Origin of the sequence: uncultured Sphingomonas sp. (assembly GCF_964244265.1) — a bacterium.
GTDB lineage: Bacteria > Pseudomonadota > Alphaproteobacteria > Sphingomonadales > Sphingomonadaceae > Sphingomonas.
Genome location: NZ_CAXTHV010000029.1, coordinates 18,602 through 40,014 on the forward strand (window position 1 = coordinate 18,602; position 21,413 = coordinate 40,014).

At 66.3% G+C, this 21,413-nt stretch carries 23 protein-coding genes; 9 read left to right on the forward strand and 14 right to left on the reverse strand.

Annotated elements, in window-relative coordinates; genetic code table 11:
- Window positions 1-25 precede the first annotated feature (25 nt).
- The 6 genes from ACFE7K_RS12210 to ACFE7K_RS12235 all read right to left on the reverse strand — a co-directional run bounded on the left by ACFE7K_RS12210 (window position 26) and on the right by ACFE7K_RS12235 (window position 5,193).
- Window positions 26-811: an SDR family NAD(P)-dependent oxidoreductase gene (locus ACFE7K_RS12210; RefSeq protein WP_375398468.1), complete on the reverse strand. Its 786-nt coding sequence runs from the start codon at window positions 809-811 to the stop codon at window positions 26-28.
- 11 nt (window positions 812-822) lie between these two features.
- The gene (locus ACFE7K_RS12215) at window positions 823-2,022 is read right to left on the reverse strand and encodes a zinc-dependent alcohol dehydrogenase (protein ID WP_375398469.1); all 1,200 of its coding nucleotides are present in this window, start codon (window positions 2,020-2,022) and stop codon (window positions 823-825) included.
- The gene (locus tag ACFE7K_RS12220) at window positions 2,019-2,603 is read right to left on the reverse strand and encodes an SRPBCC family protein (RefSeq protein ID WP_375398470.1); all 585 of its coding nucleotides are present in this window, start codon (window positions 2,601-2,603) and stop codon (window positions 2,019-2,021) included. Before ACFE7K_RS12220 ends, ACFE7K_RS12215 begins: the two co-directional genes overlap by 4 nt.
- A gap of 120 nt (window positions 2,604-2,723) precedes the next feature.
- A complete protein-coding gene (locus ACFE7K_RS12225; RefSeq protein ID WP_375398471.1) occupies window positions 2,724-3,269 on the reverse strand; it encodes a molybdenum cofactor guanylyltransferase in 546 nt (181 codons plus the stop codon).
- 8 nt (window positions 3,270-3,277) lie between these two features.
- The gene (gene fdhD / locus ACFE7K_RS12230; protein WP_375398472.1) at window positions 3,278-4,093 is read right to left on the reverse strand and encodes a formate dehydrogenase accessory sulfurtransferase FdhD; all 816 of its coding nucleotides are present in this window, start codon (window positions 4,091-4,093) and stop codon (window positions 3,278-3,280) included.
- Window positions 4,093-5,193, reverse strand: coding sequence for a catalase family protein (locus tag ACFE7K_RS12235; protein WP_375398473.1), 1,101 nt, complete (start codon window positions 5,191-5,193; stop codon window positions 4,093-4,095). The genes fdhD and ACFE7K_RS12235 overlap by 1 nt, the downstream gene beginning before the upstream one ends.
- A 256-nt stretch (window positions 5,194-5,449) precedes the next feature.
- Here ACFE7K_RS12235 and ACFE7K_RS12240 point away from each other — a divergent pair, with 256 nt between their 5' ends.
- From ACFE7K_RS12240 to ACFE7K_RS12250, 3 genes are all read left to right on the forward strand, one after another.
- Window positions 5,450-7,738 (forward strand): FdhF/YdeP family oxidoreductase, encoded by a 2,289-nt coding sequence (locus tag ACFE7K_RS12240; RefSeq protein ID WP_375398474.1) that lies wholly within the window; start codon window positions 5,450-5,452, stop codon window positions 7,736-7,738.
- A gap of 113 nt (window positions 7,739-7,851) precedes the next feature.
- A complete protein-coding gene (locus ACFE7K_RS12245) occupies window positions 7,852-8,853 on the forward strand; it encodes an SDR family oxidoreductase (RefSeq protein WP_375398475.1) in 1,002 nt (333 codons plus the stop codon).
- A gap of 14 nt (window positions 8,854-8,867) precedes the next feature.
- Window positions 8,868-9,503 (forward strand): YbhB/YbcL family Raf kinase inhibitor-like protein, encoded by a 636-nt coding sequence (locus ACFE7K_RS12250; RefSeq protein ID WP_375398476.1) that lies wholly within the window; start codon window positions 8,868-8,870, stop codon window positions 9,501-9,503.
- Window positions 9,504-9,513: 10 nt separating this feature from the next.
- Here the strand turns inward: ACFE7K_RS12250 and ACFE7K_RS12255 are convergent, their stop codons facing one another.
- Together ACFE7K_RS12255 and ACFE7K_RS12260 are read right to left on the reverse strand one after the other, a co-directional pair.
- A complete protein-coding gene (locus tag ACFE7K_RS12255) occupies window positions 9,514-10,005 on the reverse strand; it encodes a DUF4142 domain-containing protein (RefSeq protein ID WP_375398477.1) in 492 nt (163 codons plus the stop codon).
- A 36-nt stretch (window positions 10,006-10,041) separates the two neighbouring features.
- The gene (locus ACFE7K_RS12260) at window positions 10,042-11,136 is read right to left on the reverse strand and encodes an alpha/beta hydrolase (protein WP_375398478.1); all 1,095 of its coding nucleotides are present in this window, start codon (window positions 11,134-11,136) and stop codon (window positions 10,042-10,044) included.
- A 354-nt stretch (window positions 11,137-11,490) separates the two neighbouring features.
- On the opposite strand from ACFE7K_RS12260, the gene ACFE7K_RS12265 reads away from it, so the two are divergent.
- Window positions 11,491-12,252, forward strand: a complete 762-nt coding sequence (locus ACFE7K_RS12265; RefSeq protein ID WP_375398479.1) for a PEPxxWA-CTERM sorting domain-containing protein — start codon at window positions 11,491-11,493, stop codon at window positions 12,250-12,252.
- A gap of 71 nt (window positions 12,253-12,323) precedes the next feature.
- Here the strand turns inward: ACFE7K_RS12265 and ACFE7K_RS12270 are convergent, their stop codons facing one another.
- Together ACFE7K_RS12270 and ACFE7K_RS12275 are read right to left on the reverse strand one after the other, a co-directional pair.
- Window positions 12,324-12,971, reverse strand: a complete 648-nt coding sequence (locus ACFE7K_RS12270) for an HAD family hydrolase (protein WP_375398480.1) — start codon at window positions 12,969-12,971, stop codon at window positions 12,324-12,326.
- A gap of 62 nt (window positions 12,972-13,033) precedes the next feature.
- Window positions 13,034-13,705 carry a YggS family pyridoxal phosphate-dependent enzyme gene (locus ACFE7K_RS12275; protein WP_375398481.1) on the reverse strand — a complete coding sequence of 224 codons (672 nt, stop codon included), beginning with the start codon at window positions 13,703-13,705 and terminating at the stop codon, window positions 13,034-13,036.
- 64 nt (window positions 13,706-13,769) lie between these two features.
- On the opposite strand from ACFE7K_RS12275, the gene ACFE7K_RS12280 reads away from it, so the two are divergent.
- Entirely contained in the window at window positions 13,770-14,252 is a 483-nt protein-coding gene (locus ACFE7K_RS12280) for a thiamine phosphate synthase (RefSeq protein WP_375398482.1), read from the forward strand.
- 34 nt (window positions 14,253-14,286) lie between these two features.
- Here ACFE7K_RS12280 and ACFE7K_RS12285 read toward each other — a convergent pair whose 3' ends face one another.
- On the reverse strand, window positions 14,287-15,003 hold the full coding sequence (locus ACFE7K_RS12285; RefSeq protein ID WP_375398483.1) for a hypothetical protein: 717 nt from the start codon (window positions 15,001-15,003) through the stop codon (window positions 14,287-14,289).
- 201 nt (window positions 15,004-15,204) lie between these two features.
- Between ACFE7K_RS12285 and ACFE7K_RS12290 the strand changes: the two genes are divergently transcribed.
- From ACFE7K_RS12290 to holA, 4 genes are read left to right on the forward strand one after another with little or no spacing between them, the layout of a single operon-like run.
- Window positions 15,205-15,636: a DUF3576 domain-containing protein gene (locus tag ACFE7K_RS12290; protein ID WP_375398484.1), complete on the forward strand. Its 432-nt coding sequence runs from the start codon at window positions 15,205-15,207 to the stop codon at window positions 15,634-15,636.
- Between the two features lie 52 nt (window positions 15,637-15,688).
- Entirely contained in the window at window positions 15,689-18,193 is a 2,505-nt protein-coding gene (leuS, locus tag ACFE7K_RS12295) for a leucine--tRNA ligase (protein ID WP_375398485.1), read from the forward strand.
- Window positions 18,190-18,687, forward strand: a complete 498-nt coding sequence (lptE, locus tag ACFE7K_RS12300; RefSeq protein WP_375398486.1) for an LPS assembly lipoprotein LptE — start codon at window positions 18,190-18,192, stop codon at window positions 18,685-18,687. The genes leuS and lptE overlap by 4 nt, the downstream gene beginning before the upstream one ends.
- Complete coding sequence (gene holA, locus ACFE7K_RS12305; RefSeq protein WP_375398487.1) at window positions 18,684-19,703, forward strand: DNA polymerase III subunit delta; 1,020 nt, start codon at window positions 18,684-18,686, stop codon at window positions 19,701-19,703. Before lptE ends, holA begins: the two co-directional genes overlap by 4 nt.
- A gap of 13 nt (window positions 19,704-19,716) precedes the next feature.
- On the opposite strand, the gene ACFE7K_RS12310 is transcribed toward holA, so the two are convergent.
- From ACFE7K_RS12310 to ACFE7K_RS12320, 3 genes are all read right to left on the reverse strand, one after another.
- The gene (locus ACFE7K_RS12310; protein ID WP_375398497.1) at window positions 19,717-20,088 is read right to left on the reverse strand and encodes a tRNA-binding protein; all 372 of its coding nucleotides are present in this window, start codon (window positions 20,086-20,088) and stop codon (window positions 19,717-19,719) included.
- A gap of 7 nt (window positions 20,089-20,095) precedes the next feature.
- Window positions 20,096-20,767, reverse strand: coding sequence for a glutathione S-transferase family protein (locus ACFE7K_RS12315; RefSeq protein ID WP_375398488.1), 672 nt, complete (start codon window positions 20,765-20,767; stop codon window positions 20,096-20,098).
- 181 nt (window positions 20,768-20,948) lie between these two features.
- Window positions 20,949-21,362: a hypothetical protein gene (locus ACFE7K_RS12320; RefSeq protein WP_375398489.1), complete on the reverse strand. Its 414-nt coding sequence runs from the start codon at window positions 21,360-21,362 to the stop codon at window positions 20,949-20,951.
- Window positions 21,363-21,413 lie beyond the last annotated feature (51 nt).

Consider the following 21,413-nt stretch of genomic DNA (forward strand, 5'->3'; position numbering starts at 1 on the left):
GCTGCCCCGTGATCCGGTCGCGTAATTATTTGTCGGCCGACCCGGGTTCCGCCATCGTGCGGTGCTGTTCGGCGAGAACCGCGGCGGGGGTGACGTTCGCCATGACCGCCTGAACCTTGTTCTTCCAGCCCGACACGATCGAGGCCTTGCCCGCCATCAGCGCGTCCCACCCGTCCTTGGCGACATCCGCCGGATCGCTCTTGCTTTCCGAGGCGCCGACAGACGTGTCGAGCATGTCCGCGCGTTGAAAGAATTCGGTTTCGACGGGACCCGGCATCAGGGTGGTCAACGTGACCCCCGTCGACTCCTTGATCTCGTTGCGCAGCGCGTCGGTGAAGCTGTCGACGAACGCCTTGGTGCCGTTATAGACCGCCTGGAAGCTGCCGGGAATGAAGCCCGCGATCGATCCGGTTACCAGCACCTTGCCGTCGTCGCGCGCGACCATCGCGGGCAGCACCTTGTGCAACAAGTAGAGCGTGCCCGTAATGTTGGTGTCGATCACGTGGCGCCAGTCGTCCACGTTCTGGTCGAGAAAGCCGTGACCCAGGCCCTTGCCGGCATTGGCGCACAGCAAGTCGATCCGGCGTCCGTCGGTCGCCGCCAGCAAGGCATCGACGCCAGCGATCGTCGACAGGTCGGCCTCCACCGACCGTACGTCGGTGCCGAACTGCTTGAAGTCCGCGGCCGCGGCATCGATCAGCGGTTCGTCCGCCACGACCAGGATGTCGTAGCCGTCCTTTGCGGCCAGGGTCGCCAGTTCGAAGCCGATGCCGGTCGAGGCGCCGGTGATGATCGCGAATTTGTCTGCCATGTCTCTTCTCCTCAAGCGGCGGGCTGAAACGCGCGGCCCAGGCCCGGCTTCAGCACCACCTTGGTCACTTCGTTCTGGTTGTCATGGAACATCTTGTAGCCCTCGGGCGCCTCTTCGAGGTCCAGGCGGTGCGAGATCAGGAAGGTCGTATCGATCTTGTCCTCCATGATCGCGTTGAGCAGCGCGGGCATGTAATGCTGGACATGGGTCTGCCCGGTCTTGAGTGTCAGACCCTTTTCCATGAACGCGCCAAGCGGAAACTTGTCGACGAAGCCGCCATAGACCGCCGGCATCGACACCCGCCCGCCCTTGCGGCACGCGATGATCGCCTGGCGGATCGAGTGCGTGCGGTCGGTGCCGAGAAAGGTCGACTTCTTGATCTGGTCGATCACGTTGTCGACGAAGAAGCCATGAGCCTCCAGCCCGACCGAGTCGATCACCGCGTCGGGGCCGATCCCGCCGGTCATCAGCATCAGCGCCTCATAGACCGCCGATTCCTCGAAGTTGATCGTCTCCGCCCCGAACTTCTTCGCCAGTTCCAGCCGACGCGGGAAATGATCGATCGCGATCACGCGTTCGGCGCCCATCAGGAACGCCGACTGCACCGCGAACAGCCCGACCGGCCCGCAGCCCCAGACCGCGACGGTGTCGCCGGGCTCGATCTGCGCATTTTCCGCCGCCATCCAGCCGGTGGGCAGGATGTCCGACAGGAACAGCACCTTGTCGTCGTCGACGCCGTCGGGAATGACGATCGGGCCGACGTCGCTGAACGGCACGCGGACATATTCGGCCTGGCCACCGGCATAGCCGCCGGTCATGTGGCTATAGCCGAACAGACCCGACATCGGCTGGCCGTAAGCCGCCTGTGCAATATCCTGGTTGTCCGCGGGCAGGCCGTTGTCGCAGGCCGAATATTGGTGCTTGCCGCAATGATAACAGCTGCCGCAGGCGATCGTGAACGGCACGACCACGCGCTGGCCCTTCTTCAGGGTGGATTTGGCGCCGACCTCGACCACCTCGCCCATGAATTCATGGCCGAGCACGTCGCCGGCCTGCATCGTCGGAATATAGCCGTCATAGAGGTGGAGATCCGAACCGCAGATCGCGGTCGACGTCACCTTGATGATCGCGTCGCGGGGATTGACGATGTCCGGATCGGGCACAGTGTCGACACGGACGTCATGCTTGCCATGCCAGGCGAGAGCTTTCACCGCCCCATCTCCTCGAATTCTGCACAATTCTTCGCGGAAGTGGCGATTTCGCCGGTTTCCATCAGCTGCTTGAAGCGGCGCAGGTCGCGGCGGGCCTGGATCGCGGGCTCGCGCTGGAACATCTTGGCGATCAGCTTGCCGAGTGCTCCCGCGGGCGGGTCATAGACGATCGTCGCGGTGACCACGGTGCCGCGGTCGCCCGCGTCGCGGAACTCGATGCGGCCGCTATTGGGCACATCCGCACCCTCTTCGGAGGTCCAGGCGATGGTCTCGTTCGGCTGGTCCTCGGTAACGACGGCGTTCCATTCCACGGTCCTGCCGCCCGGCGCCTTGACCACCCAGTGCGACCTGTTGTCGTCGGTCGCGGAGATTTCGACGACATTGTCCATGAACGTCGCCAGATTAGTGAAATCACGCCAATATGCGTACAGCTCTCCGGCCGGCCGGTTGATAGTGACCGCCCGGCCGACGATGGCGTCGCCCTTCGGCTCGATCATTCCGGCGGTCGCCTCGTCCACCGCGGTCGAGCGTTTCGATGCTGTAAGGGGGGCATCGTCGCGGATGCCCATCGTCTCGGCCATGTCTGCCTCGCTTCATCGGGTTTCAGGCTGACAATCGCGCGAGCGGCTGCCAAGTTCCGTCTGACGGAGAAGAAAGCCAATTGTTAGAACGTCTTGACTTCGATCAACCGGGAAGCCGGATCAGTCGTCGAACGTGCGCCGCAGCATGGCCAGGTCCAGCGGCCGATTGAGATTTGGGATGTCCTGTCCCGCTGCCGCCACCGATATGCCTGCCGCGTCGGCCCAGCGCCGGATCGAGCGATCGTCGCATGTTTCGAGGTGATGCAACAGCGTTCCGGCCAGCGCGGTCGACCACAATCCGATGATCGGCGCTTCGGCGACATAGGTCGAGGTGCCGCCTGCGAGCAGCCGAACCAGCAGCCCCCGATCAATTACCGGGGTGTCGCAGCCGGTCGACAGGACAAAGTCATGTCCCCGTCGCGCCGCATAGGCGAGCGCGGCGCACAATCCCCCCAACGGCCCCAGATGGGCGCGAGGAAGATCATCGACCGCAATCAGGCCGGAGGGCGCCCGCCGCCGCCCGCAGACGATGACCGCATCGGCAAAAGGAGCGACGATGGCCGCGGCATGATCGATCAGCGTCCGGCCGTCGAGTTCCGCCAGTGCCTTGTCGCTGCCGAACCGCTGCGACCGGCCGCCGGCCAGCACGGCGCCGGTGATGCCCATGTCCTTGCCTACCGGAAGGGCATGGCGAGCATGCCGTCCGGCCGCGCCAGCATGACCAGCCGCAGCCCGCAGTCCCGCGCGCGATCGATCGCCAGGCTGGTCGCCGCCGATACCGTGACCAGCGTCGGACAGCCGGCCAGCGCCGCCTTTTCCACCAGCTCATAGGAGCAGCGCGACGACAGCAGGGCGAAGCCCCCGTTCCAGTCCGCGCCGGCGCGCCGCATCGCTCCGATCAATTTGTCGAAGGCATTGTGACGCCCGACATCCTCACGGACCGTGACGATCGACCCGTCCGGACGGCATTGCGCCGCGGCATGCACGGCCCCGGTTGCACGGTTCAACGGCTGGTGGGCACGCAGCGCCGCCAGCGCCCGGAAGATGCCGGCATCGTCCACGTCCGCCGATCGCACCGGCGGCAGCGGGCGCAGCGCCTGCTCCAGATTCTCGATGCCGCACAATCCGCAGGACGATTCGGACACTCGGTGGCGGACACGGTCGACCAGCTGCCCGGTCAGCCTCGCCGTCAGAGTAATCCGCAACACGACGCCCTCGGCCGTGTGGTGACGGTGGATGTCGAGCACGTCCGCGACGGACTCGATCAATCGTTCGCCCAGGGCAAAGCCTGTCGCGAAATCGTCCAGATCGGCGGGCGTCGCCATCATCACGGCATAACCGATGCCGTTAAACTCGATCGCGACGGGCATCTCGATCGCCACGGCACGGGCGGTGCGGACGGGCGCTCCGTCCGGCGGGACATTCTCGAACGATCCCTCCACCGCGCCGATCAGGAAGTCGTCCATCGTCACGCCCGCGTCGATCCTCATCAGGCGTCGAGATCTTCGAGCGCCTTGATCTGATGCATCGGACAGCCATTCGCCCGGCTGCGATACTCGGCGGAGAATTGATAGATGTCCTGGCGGGCGCGGTTGACCGATCCCAGCGGCCGGTGCGCGGCAAGACCATGCCAGGGACTGAACGACAGCCGGTCTTCCTGGTCCTCGCTGACGCCGTTCTCCCAAGCCAGCTGCGGTTCGACGACCAGGGTCGCGACCGGCACGAAGGGGCTGAGCTTCTCGTCCCACAACACGGTCGGATCCTCGACGGGCATCTTGTCGAGGTCGGTGCACAATTGCACGCACAGCTGCCACGTCCCGCCGCGCTCGATCATCACGCCGCGGACGACATCGCGCAGCGCGTCCGGCCGATCCTTCACGTCCACCTTGTCGCCGGTCCGCTCCGTCAGCGCCGCCGACACCGGCTTCAGCGAAAATTTGGCGATATGGTCGCCATAGCGATACGCGGTCTGCGTAAAATAGGTTTCGCCGAGCGGATCGACTTCGGGCGTCCCGCCCAGCTGGCTGAGCAGGACGGACTTGCCACCGACCGCTTCCAGCGCTCCCTCGATCACGCGCAAGGTCGCCGACCACGCCTTCTTCAACCCTTCGGCCTTGTCGGTCGTCGCGGCGAGCAGCTTCAGGTTCTTGGCAAAGGCCGCCGGGGTCGGCGCACCGAAGACGGGACCGTTGACCATCAGGAAATCCTGGTCGCCATCATGCGATTCCGGCAGGCGATCGCCCGGCACCCCCAGCACCTTGAGCGCGATGCCGCGCGGCGCGCTGACCGCGTCGTCCAGTATATCGCCCGGCGCGGTGGAAAGGCGCAGCACCGCCTCATAGCTGCCCGGCTGGGCGAACAGGCCCTGGGCCAGCGTGGGAGGCAGGCCGTCCAGGATCGTGAGCGTGCCGGTCACGATGCCGTGGCTTTTGGCGTGCACGCCGCGCACGGCGTGACCATAGTTGCTCGACGTCGTATCGAGGATCGTCTTGAACGTGTCCTTCAGCGTCGTGACGGTTTCGTCTTCCTCGGGGCGGTGCTGTTCGACCGACGGCGAGAACCGGACGGGGTTGGCGGGCGCTGTTGCCATGTTCTTTCTCCCGATGATGATGATCGCTGGGGAAGGGGTCGGGAATCGACGGGTCATGCCGATCGCATACCCCCATTTGACGGGGACGACGTGCAGAATCGGGTGCCTCCCGGATTGCAAATCCTTACCGGAACGCCCGTTTGCGGCGTTGGATCAATCCATTGCGATATTTTATGTTGGCCATGACGGCGGACCAATGGCGATGGTCGCCGGTTTAGTGATGCGATAGAACATACGATGACGGGAAGGACGACAGGTGGCGAAGCAGAAGGCCGACGATCCCGAGATCAAGCCGTTCAAGGGACCGGCCGGCGGCTGGGGCTCGATCCGCTCGGTAGCCGAAATCCTGCCGCGCGAGCGCGTCTCGCCCGAGGCGGTGCGCGAATTGGCGCGGCAGAACAAGCCTGAGGGCTTTGCTTGCGTGAGCTGCGCCTGGGCCAAGCCCGCCGACCACCATCCGGCCGAATTCTGCGAGGAGGGCGCCAAGGCGACCGCGTGGGAATTGACGACGCTGCGCACCACCCCCGACTTCTTTGCCGAGCACACGCTGACCGAATTGCGGTCGTGGCGCGACTACGACCTGGAGCAGCACGGTCGGCTCACCCACCCGATGCGCTACGATGCCGCGACCGACAAATATGTCGCGGTCTCCTGGGAAGAGGCGTTCGTCGAGATCGGCGCGGAACTCCGCCAGCTAGATCCCCGGTCGGTGGTGTTCTACTCCTCGGGCCGCACCAGCCTGGAGGCGTCGTACATGTACGGCCTGATGGCCCGCATGTTCGGCAACCAGAACCTGCCCGACAGTTCGAACATGTGCCACGAATCGACATCGGTCGGGTTGAAGGCCGCGATCGGCGTGCCGGTCGGCACGACCCGGCTCGAGGATTTCGAGAAATGCGACGCGATCCTCTTCTTCGGGCAGAATGTCGGGTCGAATGCGCCGCGCATGCTCCACGACCTGCGCAGCGCGCGCAAGCGCGGCGTCGAGATCATTACCTTCAATCCGCTCAAGGAACGCGGCCTCGAACGTTTTACCGACCCGCAGAACCCGATCGAGATGGCGACGCTGAAGGAGACGGCGATCTCGACGCAATATCATCAGGTCAAGACCGGCGGCGATATTGCGGCGATGATGGGGATCGCGAAGTTCCTGGTCGAATGGCACGACGCCGCGGTCGCCAGTGGCGCGCCGCCGGTGCTCGATCTCGACTTCATCAAGGCGCATACGCATGGCTTCGGCGATTTCGTCCACGCCGTGAACCAGGTCGGCTGGGACGAGATCGAGCATGAATCCGGGCTGGCCAAGGCCGACCTTGAAGCAGCGGCGCGCATCTACGCCAAGGCGAAGGCGGTGCTCGCCATTTACGGCATGGGGCTGACGCAGCACGTCAAGGGCGTCGAGAACGTGCGGATGCTGGTCAACCTGCTGCTGCTGCGTGGCAATGTCGGCAAAGCGGGCGCCGGCCCGACCCCGGTGCGCGGCCATTCCAATGTCCAGGGCCAGCGCACCGTCGGTATCACCGAAAAGACCGAGCTGGTCCCGGTCGACAAGCTGGAGGAGCAATACGGCTTCACCGCGCCGCGGGAAAAGGGACTCGACACCATCGAGAGCTGCCGCGGCGTGATCGACGGATCGGTCAAGGCGTTCGTCGCGCTGGGCGGCAATTTCCTGCGCGCCGTTCCCGAGACGGCGGCGATGGAGGCAGCGTGGCCCGGACTGCGGGTGTCGGTCCAGATCGCGACCAAGCTTAACCGCAACCATTTGTTCCCGGGCGCGGTCACCTATCTGCTCCCGTGCCTCGGGCGGATCGAGGAGGATGTCCAGGCGACCGGTCCGCAAGTCGTATCGGTCGAGGATTCAACCAGCTGCATCCACGGGTCGCGCGGCAAGGCAAAGCCCGCCAGCCCCAATTTGCTGTCCGAACCGGCAATCGTCGCGGGTATCGCCAGACAGATACTGCCGCCCAACCCCAGGGTCGACTGGGATGGCTGGGTCGCCGATTATGCCCGCATCCGCGATGCGATCGAGGAGACCTATCCGGAAGTCTTCAAGGATTACAATGCGCGGCTGTTCACCCCGGGCGGGTTCTGGAAGGGCAACAAGGCGGCCGAGCGGATCTGGCAGACCCCCAGCAAGAAGGCCGAGTTCCTCACGCCCACCGGCCTGTCGGCGACCGGGTTCGCCGACGCCGATGGCCGGTTCCGGCTGATGACCATCAGGTCGAACGATCAGTTCAACACGACGATCTACGGCTATCACGACCGTTTTCGCGGCGTGAAGGGCACGCGCGATGTCCTGTTCATGCATGCCGACGACATAGCCCGCGCGGGACTGGCGGGCGGCCAGATCATTGCGCTGGAAAGCGACGCCAGCGACGGCAAGGTACGCCGCCGCGAGGGACTGATCGTCACCCCCTATGACATCCCGCAGGGGTGTCTCGGCGCTTATTACCCCGAGTGCAACGTGCTGATGCCGGTCGAGCATCATGCCGAAGAGAGCCATGTTCCGGCGGCCAAGTCGGTTCCCGTCCGGATCGCCGCTTGATGGCTGTTATGCCTGGCGGATGATCCAGGTTGGGCAAAGAATCCCGCCGGCAATGAACTTCCCGATAGAGTCGCGAGTTTCCCGATCATCCTTCAACAATCTGTGGACGTGCCATGCCAATCGAAGACGATCGTAATCTGTCGCGGCGTACCGTGGTCGGCGGTGCTACTTTGGGCGTCGCCGCCGCCACGTCTAACGCCTTTGCCAGGGCGCCCGAGACAACGCAGCCCGCCACCGGCCTGAAGGACCCGCGCAGCGCGGGTCCCAAGCCGCCTTTCCAGCGCCAGTCCCAGCCCTGGCCCGGCCTGGCCGGCAAGATGACGCCCAAGCCCGATCACGGCGAAGCCAGCTATCGTGGGTCGGGCCGCCTGGCCGGGCGCAAGGCGCTGGTCACCGGCGGCGATTCGGGGATGGGCCGCGCCGCCGCGATCGCCTTTGCGCGCGAGGGCGCCGACGTCGCGATCAACTATCTGCCCGATGAGGAGCCCGACGCGCGCGAGGTTATCGCGGCGATCCGCGATGCCGGCCGCAAGGCGGTGGCGATCCCGGGCGACCTGCGCAGCGAGGCGTTCTGCAAGAAGCTGGTCGACACCGCGGTCCGCGAACTCGGCGGGCTGGACATCGTCGTGAACAACGCCGCCCGCCAGCAGACCCATGCCTCCATCCTGGACATCACTACCGAGCAGTTCGACTGGACGATGAAGACCAACATCTATGCGCCGTTCTGGATCATCAAGGCGGCGCTGCCGCACCTCGCGCCCGGCTCGGCGATCATCGGCACGACCTCCGAACAGGCCACCGACCCGTCCGAGGATCTCTACGACTATGCCCAGACCAAGGCGGCGACGACCAATTACGTGCGCAGCCTGGCCAAGCAGCTCGCGCCAAAGGGTATCCGGGTCAACGGCGTCGCGCCGGGACCGATCTGGACGCCGCTGCAGGTATCCGGCGGGGCAACGATGGACAAGCTGGAAAAGTTCGGCGGCGATACGCCGCTCGGGCGTCCCGGCCAGCCCGCCGAGCTTGCCGGCATCTATGTCCGGCTGGCCGAGAATGACGGGAGCTATACGACCGGGCATGTTTATGGTTCGGCAGGCGGCAAGGGTCTGCCCTGACAGGAGCGTAGACCGTGCTGGAACACATACCGCAATGGCTCGGCGCCCTCCTGAAAAACGCGCGCGCGGGGCACGACAAGCTGGTTATTGCGCAACCCGCGCTGGCCGTCCCTGATCGCCGGATCGATCTGTCGAGTCCCGCCTTCGCCAGCGGGGGGCGCCTGCCCGATCGCTTCACCGCGGACGGCGCCGGGGTATCGCCGCCGCTGGTCTGGGGCGACGTACCGGCGGGCACGGCCAGCCTGGCGTTGATCGTCGAGGATCCCGACGCGCCTGCGCTCACCCCCCTGGTTCACGCCGTCGTCGTCGGCCTGCCCGCAAGTGAAAGGCGGCTGGCGGAAGGGGCGATCGGCAAGGACGGCTCACGTGGAGCCGATGGGCGGGACGTCGGGCGGAACAGCTTCCTTGGTGAGGGCTGGCTGCCGCCCGATCCGCCGACCGGGCACGGATCGCACGATTACGTCTTTCAGCTTTTTGCCCTGTCCGAAGCGGCGGCGATCAGCGCCAATCCGGGCCGCTCGGCCTTGGTGGAGGCGATTGCCGGCAAGGTGCTCGGCACGGGCATGCTGGTGGGCACCTATTCTCGTGGAGAAGCGGAAGCCGCCGGCCGAACCAGGGCCGACGGCAACATTGCCGGTCAAATGGCGTAATTGCGATCCATCACATCTTCATCAGCATCGCGATATGCTCGCTGACCACCGGCACGATCTTCGCTGCCGCCATCCTCAGCGCCGCCGCCGTGCCGCCGCTTGCATAGGCCTGTTGCACCGATAGCGCCTGGCCGTGCGCCGCTTTCTGCTGCGCGATGTAGAGCGCATCGCGGGCCGCGCCCGTTTCTGCCCTGAGTTCGGCGATCATCTCCATCTGGAGCGGCGTCAGCACGGGTGGCGGGGCCGGGACCTTCGACTTGGCCGCGGCCGCCTTCACCTCGGCGGTGCTTTGCGCATGTGCGCTCAGCATCATGGTCGCAAATGACCGGACGTTGGCATCGGTCGTCGTCTCGAGCACGATCTGGGCCGACTGACGCTCGAACAGGTCGCTGGCGCCGGCGGTGGCGACATATTCGGCCGGGGTCATCACCTGGGCTGTCGCGGGCGCGGCAACCATTAGCGCGAGCGAGGCCGCAAGGAGGATGTGACGTTTCGAGATCATGATGAATTCCTTGAAAAGAGGGTATCAGGCAAAGGGTCAGCCGGCTTTGTCGAAAGCCTTCCTCAGCCGGCCGACCGCATATATTTCGGCATCATAAGCGCCGCGGACGATCGTCCCCATGCCGAAGAACTCGTGGGTCACACCGGGAAAGGTGCGCTGTTCGACCTTGTCGCCGGCGCCGCGCATGGCGACCGCCAGCGTCTCGCCGTCCGACCGCAGCGGATCGATCTGCGCGTTGACGATCGTGGTGGGCGGCAGGCCGCGCAGGTCGGCCTTCACAAGGTTGATCCGCGGGTCTGTCTGGTCGGCCTTGGTCCGCGAGTAATAATAGCCGAACCACGACAGCATCGCCTTGTTGAGCGGCTTGGCGTTGGCGCTGTCCAGGCGCGACGGCAACGTCATCGAGCTGTTGGCGATCGGATAGACCGCCAGGATATGGAGCGGCGCAGTCAGGCCGTTGTCGCGGGCATAGATAGCGGTCGCGATTGCGAGATTGCCGCCCGCGCTTTCGCCGGCCAGCGCAACCTTCATCGGGTCCCCACCCCAGCTTGCCGCATTCTGCAACACCCAGCGATAGGCCGTCGCGGCATCGTCGTGCTGGGCTGGGAACTTGGCCTCCGGAGCATGGCGGTACTCGACCGAGACAACGATCGCGTTCAGCTGCTTGGCCAGCAGCCGGGGCGTCGCGTCATAGGTGTTGACGTCGGCAATGACCCAGCCGCCGCCATGATAATAGACGATGACCGGCAGCGGCGTGCCGCCGGGCGCCCGGGCCGGCTTGTAGATGCGCGCGAACTGCATCGGATCGGCGCCATATGGCTTGTCCATCGTCATCACCGCGGGATCGGGCGCCGTCGACATGCCCTTTGCCCGCATGACCGCCTTCGCGCCATCGGCGGCGGACGGCTGGATACGCGCCTTTACCGGGGTCAGCTTCTCGATCGGCTTCAGGCCGAGCGCGGCAATCTGATCCAGCACGGCCTGCATGTCGGGGGCGGCCGCCGGGGAGGCCGTCGCCGTCGCTGGCGGGGGCGGCGGGGGAGGGGCATTCGTGGACGGCGCGGACTGCGCCATGGCCGCCGTGGCGGCCCCGATCAGCAGCGCTGCCGCCATAGCCTGGTATCTGGTCATCCTAACATCCCTGTTGACTTGGCCCCGGCAGACGAAACCGGGATCGGTTGCATAAGTTCCGGATAAATCAACTATTTGATCCACGTCGGGCGATGCGATGCTGCTTGGGCGCCGCGTCTGCGGAGCCCGGCTTGTCCCTCCATGGCTCTTTCAGGACGTGCTCCGATCTTATCGCCAACAGAATATCATCAATCAAGTATTCATGGTAAATATTCAAACATAGTCCTGAAACGAGATTTAACGATAGACGTTAATCTTGAACAGATCGCACCGGCCGGCAAGGAAGAATGCAGTTGATTGGTTCTAAGGGGAAGGTAGCTGACCCACCTGGCCAATCGGGGCAACAGGCAGGTGATGATGATGAGCAATTTCAAAAAGCCGGCGATTTTCAGTCTGGCGCTGATGGCCATGAGCTTGACGGCGGGCCAGGCGAATGCCCAGGCCGTTACGTTCAACACGACCGGGAACATGGCGGATAACGGGGGGTATGGAGATGTCCTCCCGTTCAAGCCCACCTCAAATGCCAGCAGCCTGAGGCTGCAAGTGACCGGCTGGCAGATCAACCAGTTCACCGGCGCGATCAATTCGGCCTGGGTCGGCGCCTATTCGCCGGGTCTCGGCGTGACCGGCATTGGCGACCAGTCGGGCGACAACGGTTACCACCAGATCGACAATGCGGGTTTCTACACCGATTTCGTCCTGCTGCAGTTCAACGCGCCGGTGACGCTCCAGAGCCTGACGCTGAACAGCTTCACGCTGGGCAATGCGTCGGTCAAGGACAACGACCTCGCTTTTTATGCGGCGAGTTTCCCGGAAGTCTCGTGGGACGACAAGCTCAACCTCAGCGCCTACACCCTCCCCGCCTCGCTCTGGACGACGGTGACGGGGGCCGGCAAGGACGGCCAGGTCATGACCGGCACAAAGACCGCGTCGCGCGAATGGCTGGTGGCTGCGGCGTTCAACAGCGGCACCAACGACGCTTTCAAGATCGAGTCGCTGACCGTCGTCGCCCCCGCGCCGGAACCGGGCACCTGGGCGATGATGATCGTGGGATTCGGTATGATCGGCGGCATGGCGCGCTATCGTCGCGGCAAGCAGGCCGTTTCCTTCGCATAGCCTTCCCAGGGAGAGGGTACGTCCGGCGGGCCGGCGGCAGCGATGCCGTCGGTCCGTTGTTCGTCATGGCGCTATGCCAGCAACGCCACGACCTGGCCGAAATCGTCGGCCACGGCATTGACCCCGGCCAGGCGTAGGCGTTCGGCGTGACCGGGTCCACAGTGACTGCCGGCGACCAGGCCGATGACGAACGCGCCCGACGCCACCGCGCCGGTGGCGCCGACGACCGAATCCTCCAGGATCACGCAGCGATCGATCGCGACGCCGATGGCGGCGGCGGCATGGAGGTACAGATCGGGCGCCGGCTTGCCCCGGGCGACATGCTCGCGTCCGGAATAGAGGTGATCGCCGAAGCGGTCGGCCAGCCCGATATGGGCAAGATGGCGACGAATCCAGCGCGTCGAGCTTGACGAGGCGATCGCCAGCGGAAGATCGGCCGGCAAGCCTAGGACAAAGCCGACAGCACCGGCGACCGCCCCGATCCCCTCGGCCATGACGCGATCGTCCTCGGCCGCGCGCGCGGCGGCGAAGTCCTCCGGCAGCGGCCGGCCGATCTGCGCCTCGACCGCGGCGATGAAGTCGATGCCGGCCAGGCCCATGAACCGGGCCATCGACTCCTCGACGCTGATCGGGTGGCCGATACCGGTCAGGTAGCGCGCGATATGCGCGTTGCCGACATGTTCGCTCTCGATCAGCACGCCGTCGAAATCGAAGATCATCGCGGCGACGTTGCGCCGCGGCGGTCTGGGAGGCTGCCGACCTTCGCTGCCCCGGTCGGCTATCATGGTCGCGCACCGAACAACGCGGTGCCGACGCGCACCTGGGTCGCGCCGATCATTACCGCGGTGGCATAATCGTGCGACATGCCCATGCTCAGCTGGTCGAGATCATGGTCGCGCGCGAACCGCGCCAGCAACGCGAAATAGGGTGCCGGCTCGACGTCGGCGGGCGGTATCGCCATCAATCCGCGTACGGGCAACGCCGCGTCGCGCGCGCCCGCCAGCAACGCCGGCAGCTCGGTGGTGGCACAACCGCCCTTTTGCGGCTCGTCGCCGATATTGACCTGGACGAAGCAATCCGGACGGCGGTCGCCGCGATCCATCGCCTTGGCCAAGGCCGCGACGAGCGACAGGCGGTCGACACTGTGGATCGCATCGAACAGCGCGACCGCGTCGGCGGCCTTGTTCGACTGCAACCGCCCGACATGGGCCAGCCGCAGGCCGGGATGACGCTCGATCAGCGCGGGCCATTTTGCCTCGGCCTCCTGCACCCGATTTTCGCCGAAAGATCGCTGGCCGGCGGCGATCAGCGCCCCGATCGCCTCCGCCGGCTGCATCTTGGAGATCGCGATCAGCTCGATCGTGGCGGGATCGCGCCCGGCCTGGCGGGCGGCACGGGCGATGGTATCGCGAACGTCGGCGAGCCGCACGGCCGCGGGGTCGTCGGTCGTCATGGCGCGCGCTATAGGGGCCGGCGTGACGCCTCGCCACCCCCGATCGCTTCCCCCTATGTGGCTGATGACCGACGAACGGATGGGCAACGCGATATTGCCCGCCGTCGCGCGCCTGCCGCGCGGCGCCGGCATCGTCTTTCGCCATTATGCCACCCCAGCGACCGATCGACGCCGGCTGTTCGCCGCGATCGTCCGGATCGCGCGTTCGCGCGGGCTGGCCGTCATCCGCGCCGGCGATCCTTGCGGCTATGGGGAGGCGGGGACGCACGGAGCATCGCGATGCCGGCGGCCGGGATTGCGCACCGCTGCGGTCCACGACCGCGGCCAGGCCGCGGCGGCGGCGCGTCATGGTCTGGACGCCGTGTTCGTGTCGCCGGTGTTCGCGACACGATCGCACATCGGCGCATCGCCGCTGGGGCCGGCGCGTGCCCGCCGCCTGACCAGGGGATACGACCTGCCGACGATCGCACTGGGCGGCATGACCGCGCGAAAGTTCAGCAGGCTATCCGGGTTTGCCGGCTGGGCGGCGATCGATGCATGGAGTTAGGGGAGGCCCATGTGTCTGGGCGCCAGCCGGCCGGTCAGAAGCGGAAGGCGGTCCCGACATAGACCGCCTGGCTGTCCCGCCGCGCCGAACCGTCGGTCAGGCGGAACAAGCGGTCGCGTTCCTGCGATTTGTAGCGGACGCCGGCAGTGACATCGAAATTGCGGGTCAGCGTGTACGAACCGCCAACATCGATCGAATAGCTCGGCAAGTCTCTCGACAGGCGCGCATCGGCGCCCGGCAACGGTTGCTCGCTGCGCACCTGCAAGCGTCCGCTGGCGCGTCGGCCGGCATAGCTTACCCCGACATCGACACTCTTGCCGCTGCCGGGCGCGCCGCCCAGGTCGACCTTCGTCGTGTCGCCGGTGACCGTCAGGCGCTTATAGGAGACCGAAGCGCCCAGGCTATAGGCGATCGGCGCAATCGCGATCGGCCTGACGCCGCCATCGTTGCCGCCGACCGTCACGCCGGGCAGGGTCGAGCGTGACCTGACCGCGATCGTCACCCCGCGATTGCCGCGCCGCCCATCTGCCGGGGCGAAGCGGAATTTCGTCGCGTCCACCCCGCTGCGCGCGATCATCGCGGCCAGCTTGGGATCGGCCGAGGCGGGGGTGAAGAACGTCCGCGCGATCTGGGCGCGGGGCGGCATCGCCCGGCGCGGCGCATCGGGAGCACCAAGCGCGGGCACGACAAGGCAGCCCGCGACGAACATCGTCCCGGCAACCATCCCCATCATGACGCGCGACGCAACCATTGCCCGGCTTTATCCTTCGACTCCACGAATTTGTACGCGCGGTATCACGGAACGGTCCGCCATCGCCACACCCGTGACTCACTTTACCCGGCAGGTGTTGCCTTGCGCCCACATGCGGTGGATCGCGGGGGGCGCTTGCAGCGCGGGCGCCAGCTTCTATAGATGCCGCTCGATATTCGCCCCTGGCTATAGGGAATGATCATGATCCGTCCGCCGCGTACCGCGTATCTGGCCCTGTTGCTGCCGCTGGCGGCGTGCGCCGGCGGCAAGGGCCGCCCCCAGGCGGACATCGCGGCATCGAAGGTGACGACGATCGGGGTCAATGCGTATCTGTGGCGCGCGTCGCTCGACACGATCAGCTTCATGCCGCTGCTCCAGACCGATTCGAACGGCGGTGTCATCGTCACCGACTGGTACGTGAACCCCCGCGCGCCGACCGAACGGATGAAGGTGACGGTGTCGATCCTGGACCAGGACCTGCGCGCCGACGCGCTGCGCGTCGCCGCCTTGCGGGAGGTCAGCACCAACGGCCAATGGGTGTCCGCCCCGGTCCAGGCGGCGACCGTCCAGAAGCTGGAGGACATCATCCTCACGCGCGCGCGTGACCTGCGCCGCGCCGCCATCGCGAAGTAGTTTTGTCGCGGTCCCGCCTGGACGGCACCGAAACAACGAAGTTGAACCATCAATGACCCGCTTCAACCCACTGCAGGCCGATGCCCGGTGGCAGAAAATGTGGGACGATCGCCGGACCTTTGCCGCGCGGGACGATTCGCCCAAGCCCAAGAGCTATGTGCTCGAGATGTTCCCCTATCCGTCGGGGCGCATCCACATGGGCCATGTCCGCAATTACACGATGGGCGACGTGCTCGCGCGGTTCCGCCGGATGACCGGGCACGAAGTGCTCCATCCGATGGGCTGGGACGCGTTCGGCATGCCGGCCGAGAATGCGGCGATGGAAAAGGGCGTTCATCCGGGCGCGTGGACGCGGTCGAACATCGCGACGATGAAGGCCCAACTGAAGCGGCTGGGCTTCGCGCTCGACTGGAGCCGCGAGCTGGCGACGTGCGATTCGAGCTATTACGGCCACGAACAGGCGCTGTTCCTCGACATGCTGGCGGCCGGCCTGGTCTATCGCAAGGAATCGTCGGTCAATTGGGACCCGGTCGACATGACCGTCCTGGCCAACGAGCAGGTGATCGACGGCAAGGGCTGGCGATCAGGCGCGCCGGTCGAGAAGCGCAAGCTCGACCAATGGTTCCTGAAGATCACCGACTTCGCCGATGAACTGCTGGACGGTCTGGGCGCGCTCGAACACTGGCCCGACAAGGTCAAGCTGATGCAGGCGAACTGGATCGGCAGGAGCGAGGGGCTGACCTTTCACTTCGAGCCGCTGGTTCCGTTGACGGAGCGGATCGAGGTTTATTCGACGCGTCCCGACACGATCTTCGGGGCAAGTTTCATCGCGATTGCCGCCGATCATCCGATCGCGCGCGACGTCGCATCCCGGCAACCTGAAGCCGCCGCGTTCATCGCCGGGTGCAAGGCCGGCGGGACATCGGCAGCAGAGATCGAAACCCAGGAAAAGCTCGGGTTCCACACGGGGTATGAGGTGCTCCACCCGTTCGATCCGGACCTGCGGCTACCCGTCTACATCGCCAATTTCGTGCTGATGGAATACGGCACCGGCGCTGTCATGGGCGTGCCCGCCCACGACCAGCGCGACCTTGATTTCGCGCGCAAGTACGACCTGCCGGTGCGCCGGGTCGTCTCGGACGGCGCCGTGACCGATCCGGTATTTGCGGGCGATGAGGCGTATACCGGCCCCGGCACCCTGGTGAACTCACGCTTCCTCGACGGGATGGACGTCGCCGACGCCGGGCGCGCGGTCATCCGGCGCGCGGAGGACGGCGGCTGGGGCCAGGGCACCATTGTGTGGCGCCTGCGCGATTGGGGGGTGAGCCGCCAGCGTTACTGGGGCACGCCGATCCCGATCGTCCATTGCAACGCGTGCGGCGTGGTGCCGGTGCCCAGGGACCAGCTGCCGGTCGTGCTGCCCGAGGACGTCAGCTTCGAGCATCCCGGCAATCCGCTCGATCGCCATCCGACCTGGCAGCACGTCGCCTGTCCGTCGTGCGGCCAGCCCGCCCGGCGCGAGACCGACACGCTCGACACCTTTGTCAATTCGAGCTGGTATTTCATCCGTTTCGCCAGCCAGCCGCCGAACGCGCCGTTCGACCGCGCGGTCGCCGAGCAATGGCTGCCGGTCGGGCAGTATATCGGCGGGGTCGAGCACGCGATCCTGCACCTGCTCTATGCGCGGTTCTGGACGCGGGCGCTGAACCGTATCGGCATGATCGGCGTGGCCGAGCCGTTTGCCGGTCTGTTCACGCAAGGCATGGTGACCCACGAGACCTATCGCGCGGCCGACGGCAAGTGGCTGTCCCCGGCGGAGGTCCGCGACGGCAGGGAGCTCGCCACCGGTGCGCCGGTCACCGTCGGCCGCGTCGAGAAGATGTCGAAGTCGAGGAAGAACACGATCGATCCCGAACCGATCGTCGACCAATATGGCGCCGACGCGACACGCTGGTTCATGCTGTCCGATTCGCCGCCCGAGCGTGACCTGCAATGGAGCGAAGCCGGGATCGAGGGCGCGTGGCGCTTCGTCCAGCGGCTGTGGCGGCTGGTCGACGGCATTGCCGACGCCGACGCCGATGGCAAGGATGCCGCGCTCGACCGCAAGCTGGCGCAGACCATCGCCGGGGTCGCCGCCGATATCGAGGCGCTGTCGTTCAACAAGGCGATCGCCAAACTGTACGAACTGGTCAACGCAATCGACAAGGCCGCGCCATCGGCATCGCGGGCGATTGCGGTGCGCACGCTCGTCCGCCTGGTCGCGCCGATGACCCCCCATCTCGCCGAGCAAGCCTGGGCGGCGATGGGCGAGGCCGGGCTGGTCGCCGACGCCGCCTGGCCCGACCACGACCCTGCCCTGCTGGTCGAGGACGAGGTGACGATCGCGATCCAGGTCAACGGCAAGCTGAAAGACACGATCACGCTGGCCAAGGGGCTGTCCAAGGCCGATATCGAGGCCGCCGCGCTGGCATCGGACCGGATCATCCGGCTGCTCGACGGCCAACGCCCGAAGAAAGTGATTGTCGTGCCCGATCGCCTGGTCAATCTGGTCGCATGAAGCGGTTGCTCCTTGTTGTGCTGGTCGCGCTGTCCCTGCCCGGATGCGGGTTGCATCCGCTGTACGCCGGCGGCGCGTCGGGGCCGATCGCCTCCGGGTTGGCCGGAGTCGAGGTGGCGCCGGTGGCGGGCAAATCGGGCTATCTGGTGACCAATGCGTTGCGCGACCGCCTGCCGCGGCGCTCCGGGGGGACCGCCGCCTATCGGCTGGAGATCGTGCTTGACGACCAGATCACCGGGCTGGGCGTTCGCCGCGACGACACCGTCACCCGCGAGCGCCGGACGCTGCGCGCGCGGTATCAGCTGGTCAGCCTGGGCAATGGCGAAGTGGTGCTCGACGCGACCGCCGGATCGGATGCCGGGGTCGACGTGGTCGGATCCGAATATGCGACGATCGCCGCCGAAAATACCGCGCTGGAGCGGTTGTCGGATATCGTCGCGGACCAGATCGTCACCCGCGTCGCGCTCTATATCCGGCGCGCCCCGGCGCGGTGAAGGCGTCGGAAAACCAGCTGCTGGCCGCGCTCGACGCGGCATTGCCGGCAATTCGCCTCTATCTGCTGCACGGCCCCGACGAGGCGGGCGCGCTTGACTATGCCGGCCGGCTGGGCCGCGCGATGGGCGCCGATGCCGAGCGGATCACGATCGACGGCGGCACGCTGAAGGGCGATCCCGGTCGCATCGCCGACGAGGCGCGGTCGCTCGGCCTGTTCGGCGGGCGTCGCTGGCTGCTGGTGACCGGCGTCGGCGACGAGGCGATCGAGGCGGCGCACTTGTTGATCGCCGAGCCCCGGACCGAGCATCCGGTGGTGTTCGTCGCGCCGTCGCTCAGGACGGCCAGCAAGCTCGTTCAGTTCGCAATTGCCCAGCCTGCGGTGCTTAGCTTCGCCTGCTATGTGCCCGAAGGCGACAAGGCGGAGCGGCTGGTGATGGCGATCGCGCGCGACCATGGCTTGCGGCCCAGCAACAGCGCGGCGCGGCGGATCGCCGCCGGAGCCAATGGCGACCGCGCGGTGATGGCGCGCGAGATCGAGAAGCTGGCGCTTTATCTAAACGCCACCAAAGACCGCCCCCACCCCCTGGACGACGCCGCGCTCGATAGCTTGGGTGCTGAACTGGATGACGCGCAGATGTCCGACGTGATCGACGCCGCGCTGGATGGACGCGTTGCCCGGATCGGGCGCGCGCTGTCACGGTATCAGGCGGCGGGCGGCAGCGCGGTCCCGCTGCTGCGCCAGGCCGTGCGCAAGCTGATGACGCTGGCGGCGATGCGCGCCGAGGTCGATGATGGCGCCGATGCGGCGGCGGCGGCGAAGAAGCGCCGCCTGCACTTCAGGGAGGAAGGCTCGGTCATCCGCCAGCTTCAGCGTTGGAGTTCGCCCGACATTGCCCGCGCGATCGACCGTATCCGCCACGCCGAACGTGCGCTGATGACGTCGGGCAATGTCGGCGACGTGCTGTCCGACGTCGCTCTGGTCGAGACCACGCGCGCCGCCGCCCGGCTGCGGTAGCGCGGCCGGTATCTCAGAAGAGCCGCCCGCCATCGGGCAACGGCCGGTCCGGCGCGATCAGCACCACCTTGCCCGCCGCGTCCGGAAAGCCCAGCGTCAGCACCTCGGACATCATCGGACCGATTTGGCGCGGGGGAAGGTTAACGACCGCGGCGACCTGACGGCCGATCAGTTCGGCCGGCGTGTAATGCTCGGTGATCTGCGCCGACGACTGCCGAACACCGATCGCCGCGCCAAAATCGATCCTCAGCCGATAGGCCGGCTTGCGCGCCTGGGGGAAAGGTTCGGCGGCGACGATCGTGCCGACGCGAATATCGACGTTCAGGAAATCGTCGAACCCGATCGTCTGGGCAGCGGGAGCCCCGGCATCGTGGGTGACATGCATCGCGCGATCAGAAATCGACATCGGCATAATGCGGCGCGGGGGCGATGCCCTCCATCCGTTCCGACAACAGCGGGCGGAAGCTGGGCCGGCTTTTGAAACCGCGATACCAGCGCGCGGTCTGGTCATGGTTCTTCCAGTCGATCCCGCCAAGATAATCGGCGACCGAAATCTGCGCCGCCGCGGCAAGATCGGCGAGGCTGAGCGTCGCGCCCGCCATCCAATTGTGCCGGCCGAGCAGGTAGTCGGTGTAATCGAGGCATTCGACCGCCGCCCTCATCGCCTGGCGCAGCATCCTGGCGTCGGGCCCCGCCTTGGTGACGATCCGCTTGATCATCCGCTCCCCGAGCAAAAGCTCGGTTACCTCGCGAAAGAATTGCGTGTCGAACCAGATCGCCAGCCGGCGGATCTCCGCGCGGTTGATCGCGGTGCCGTTGATCATCTGCGCCCTGTCGACAGTCTCTTCGAGATATTCGCAGATCACCGACGAATCGATCAGCTGGATGTTGCGTTCGGGGTCGACCATGACCGGCGTCTGGCTCGTCGGATTGAGATCGACGAACTCGTCGCGCCGCTCCCACGGGCGCTCGGTCATCAGCGTATAGCCGACCCCCTTCTCGCCCAGCATCAGCCGGACCTTGCGCGAAAACGGGCACAGGGCGAATTGATGAAGCTCCCACATCGATGCAGGCTTACGCGCTTCGACCGACGCTGGTCCAGCCCCGCCAACCCCTGACACCCATCGGGCAGACCGGCGTCAGACGTAGCGGATGCGCACGGACGGACGGCGCAGCGTCATGCCGGCCAGGCCGAAGCCGACGATCAAGAGTCCGTAGCCGCATGATGCGGGCAATTTGACGCGTTTAGCGCGCGCCGATGGTCCGCTTGACCCGTTCGATCGTCGCCCGCAGTTCGTCGGTCATTGTCGCGATGTCGCCCGCGGCGCGGCCGGTGGTGGCCATGGCGCCCTGCATATTGCTGCGCAGCCGCCGGTCAAAGCCGGGATCGTCACGGCGGACCACGTCGCCCAGCCGATCGTCCGGGCGCACGCCGCTGTCCGGCGCGATGTCGGCGATTGGGCCGACACGTGTGTCGAGCAGCGCATCGCTGACCGCACCGACCAGCCCGACTACGCCCGCCTGGACGGTCGGGCTCGATAGGATACGGGCGGCGTCACGCGCATTCGGCTCGCGCGGTGGCGGCGCACCGGCACGATCCCTTGCGGCCGCCGGCATCGCGATCAGCGCAAGCAGCGGAAACAGCAGGAATTTACGCATGACATTCACTCCAGCCAAAACAGCGCGCTAGCGGCATCATATCATCGCGCA

Excerpts from the sequence above, each read along its gene's own strand:
- ACFE7K_RS12210 (WP_375398468.1), bottom strand. The coding sequence starts at position 811 with ATGGCAGACAAATTCGCGATCATCACCGGCGCCTCGACCGGCATCGGC.
- ACFE7K_RS12220 (WP_375398470.1), bottom strand. The coding sequence starts at position 2,603 with ATGGCCGAGACGATGGGCATCCGCGACGATGCCCCCCTTACAGCATCG.
- ACFE7K_RS12225 (WP_375398471.1), bottom strand. The coding sequence starts at position 3,269 with ATGGGCATCACCGGCGCCGTGCTGGCCGGCGGCCGGTCGCAGCGGTTC.
- fdhD (WP_375398472.1), bottom strand. The coding sequence starts at position 4,093 with ATGAGGATCGACGCGGGCGTGACGATGGACGACTTCCTGATCGGCGCG.
- ACFE7K_RS12235 (WP_375398473.1), bottom strand. The coding sequence starts at position 5,193 with ATGGCAACAGCGCCCGCCAACCCCGTCCGGTTCTCGCCGTCGGTCGAA.
- ACFE7K_RS12245 (WP_375398475.1), top strand. The coding sequence starts at position 7,852 with ATGCCAATCGAAGACGATCGTAATCTGTCGCGGCGTACCGTGGTCGGC.
- ACFE7K_RS12255 (WP_375398477.1), bottom strand. The coding sequence starts at position 10,005 with ATGATCTCGAAACGTCACATCCTCCTTGCGGCCTCGCTCGCGCTAATG.
- ACFE7K_RS12260 (WP_375398478.1), bottom strand. The coding sequence starts at position 11,136 with ATGACCAGATACCAGGCTATGGCGGCAGCGCTGCTGATCGGGGCCGCC.
- ACFE7K_RS12265 (WP_375398479.1), top strand. The coding sequence starts at position 11,491 with ATGATGATGAGCAATTTCAAAAAGCCGGCGATTTTCAGTCTGGCGCTG.
- ACFE7K_RS12270 (WP_375398480.1), bottom strand. The coding sequence starts at position 12,971 with ATGATCTTCGATTTCGACGGCGTGCTGATCGAGAGCGAACATGTCGGC.
- ACFE7K_RS12275 (WP_375398481.1), bottom strand. The coding sequence starts at position 13,705 with ATGACGACCGACGACCCCGCGGCCGTGCGGCTCGCCGACGTTCGCGAT.
- ACFE7K_RS12280 (WP_375398482.1), top strand. The coding sequence starts at position 13,770 with ATGACCGACGAACGGATGGGCAACGCGATATTGCCCGCCGTCGCGCGC.
- ACFE7K_RS12285 (WP_375398483.1), bottom strand. The coding sequence starts at position 15,003 with ATGGTTGCGTCGCGCGTCATGATGGGGATGGTTGCCGGGACGATGTTC.
- ACFE7K_RS12290 (WP_375398484.1), top strand. The coding sequence starts at position 15,205 with ATGATCCGTCCGCCGCGTACCGCGTATCTGGCCCTGTTGCTGCCGCTG.
- leuS (WP_375398485.1), top strand. The coding sequence starts at position 15,689 with ATGACCCGCTTCAACCCACTGCAGGCCGATGCCCGGTGGCAGAAAATG.
- lptE (WP_375398486.1), top strand. The coding sequence starts at position 18,190 with ATGAAGCGGTTGCTCCTTGTTGTGCTGGTCGCGCTGTCCCTGCCCGGA.
- ACFE7K_RS12310 (WP_375398497.1), bottom strand. The coding sequence starts at position 20,088 with ATGCATGTCACCCACGATGCCGGGGCTCCCGCTGCCCAGACGATCGGG.
- ACFE7K_RS12315 (WP_375398488.1), bottom strand. The coding sequence starts at position 20,767 with ATGTGGGAGCTTCATCAATTCGCCCTGTGCCCGTTTTCGCGCAAGGTC.
- ACFE7K_RS12320 (WP_375398489.1), bottom strand. The coding sequence starts at position 21,362 with ATGCGTAAATTCCTGCTGTTTCCGCTGCTTGCGCTGATCGCGATGCCG.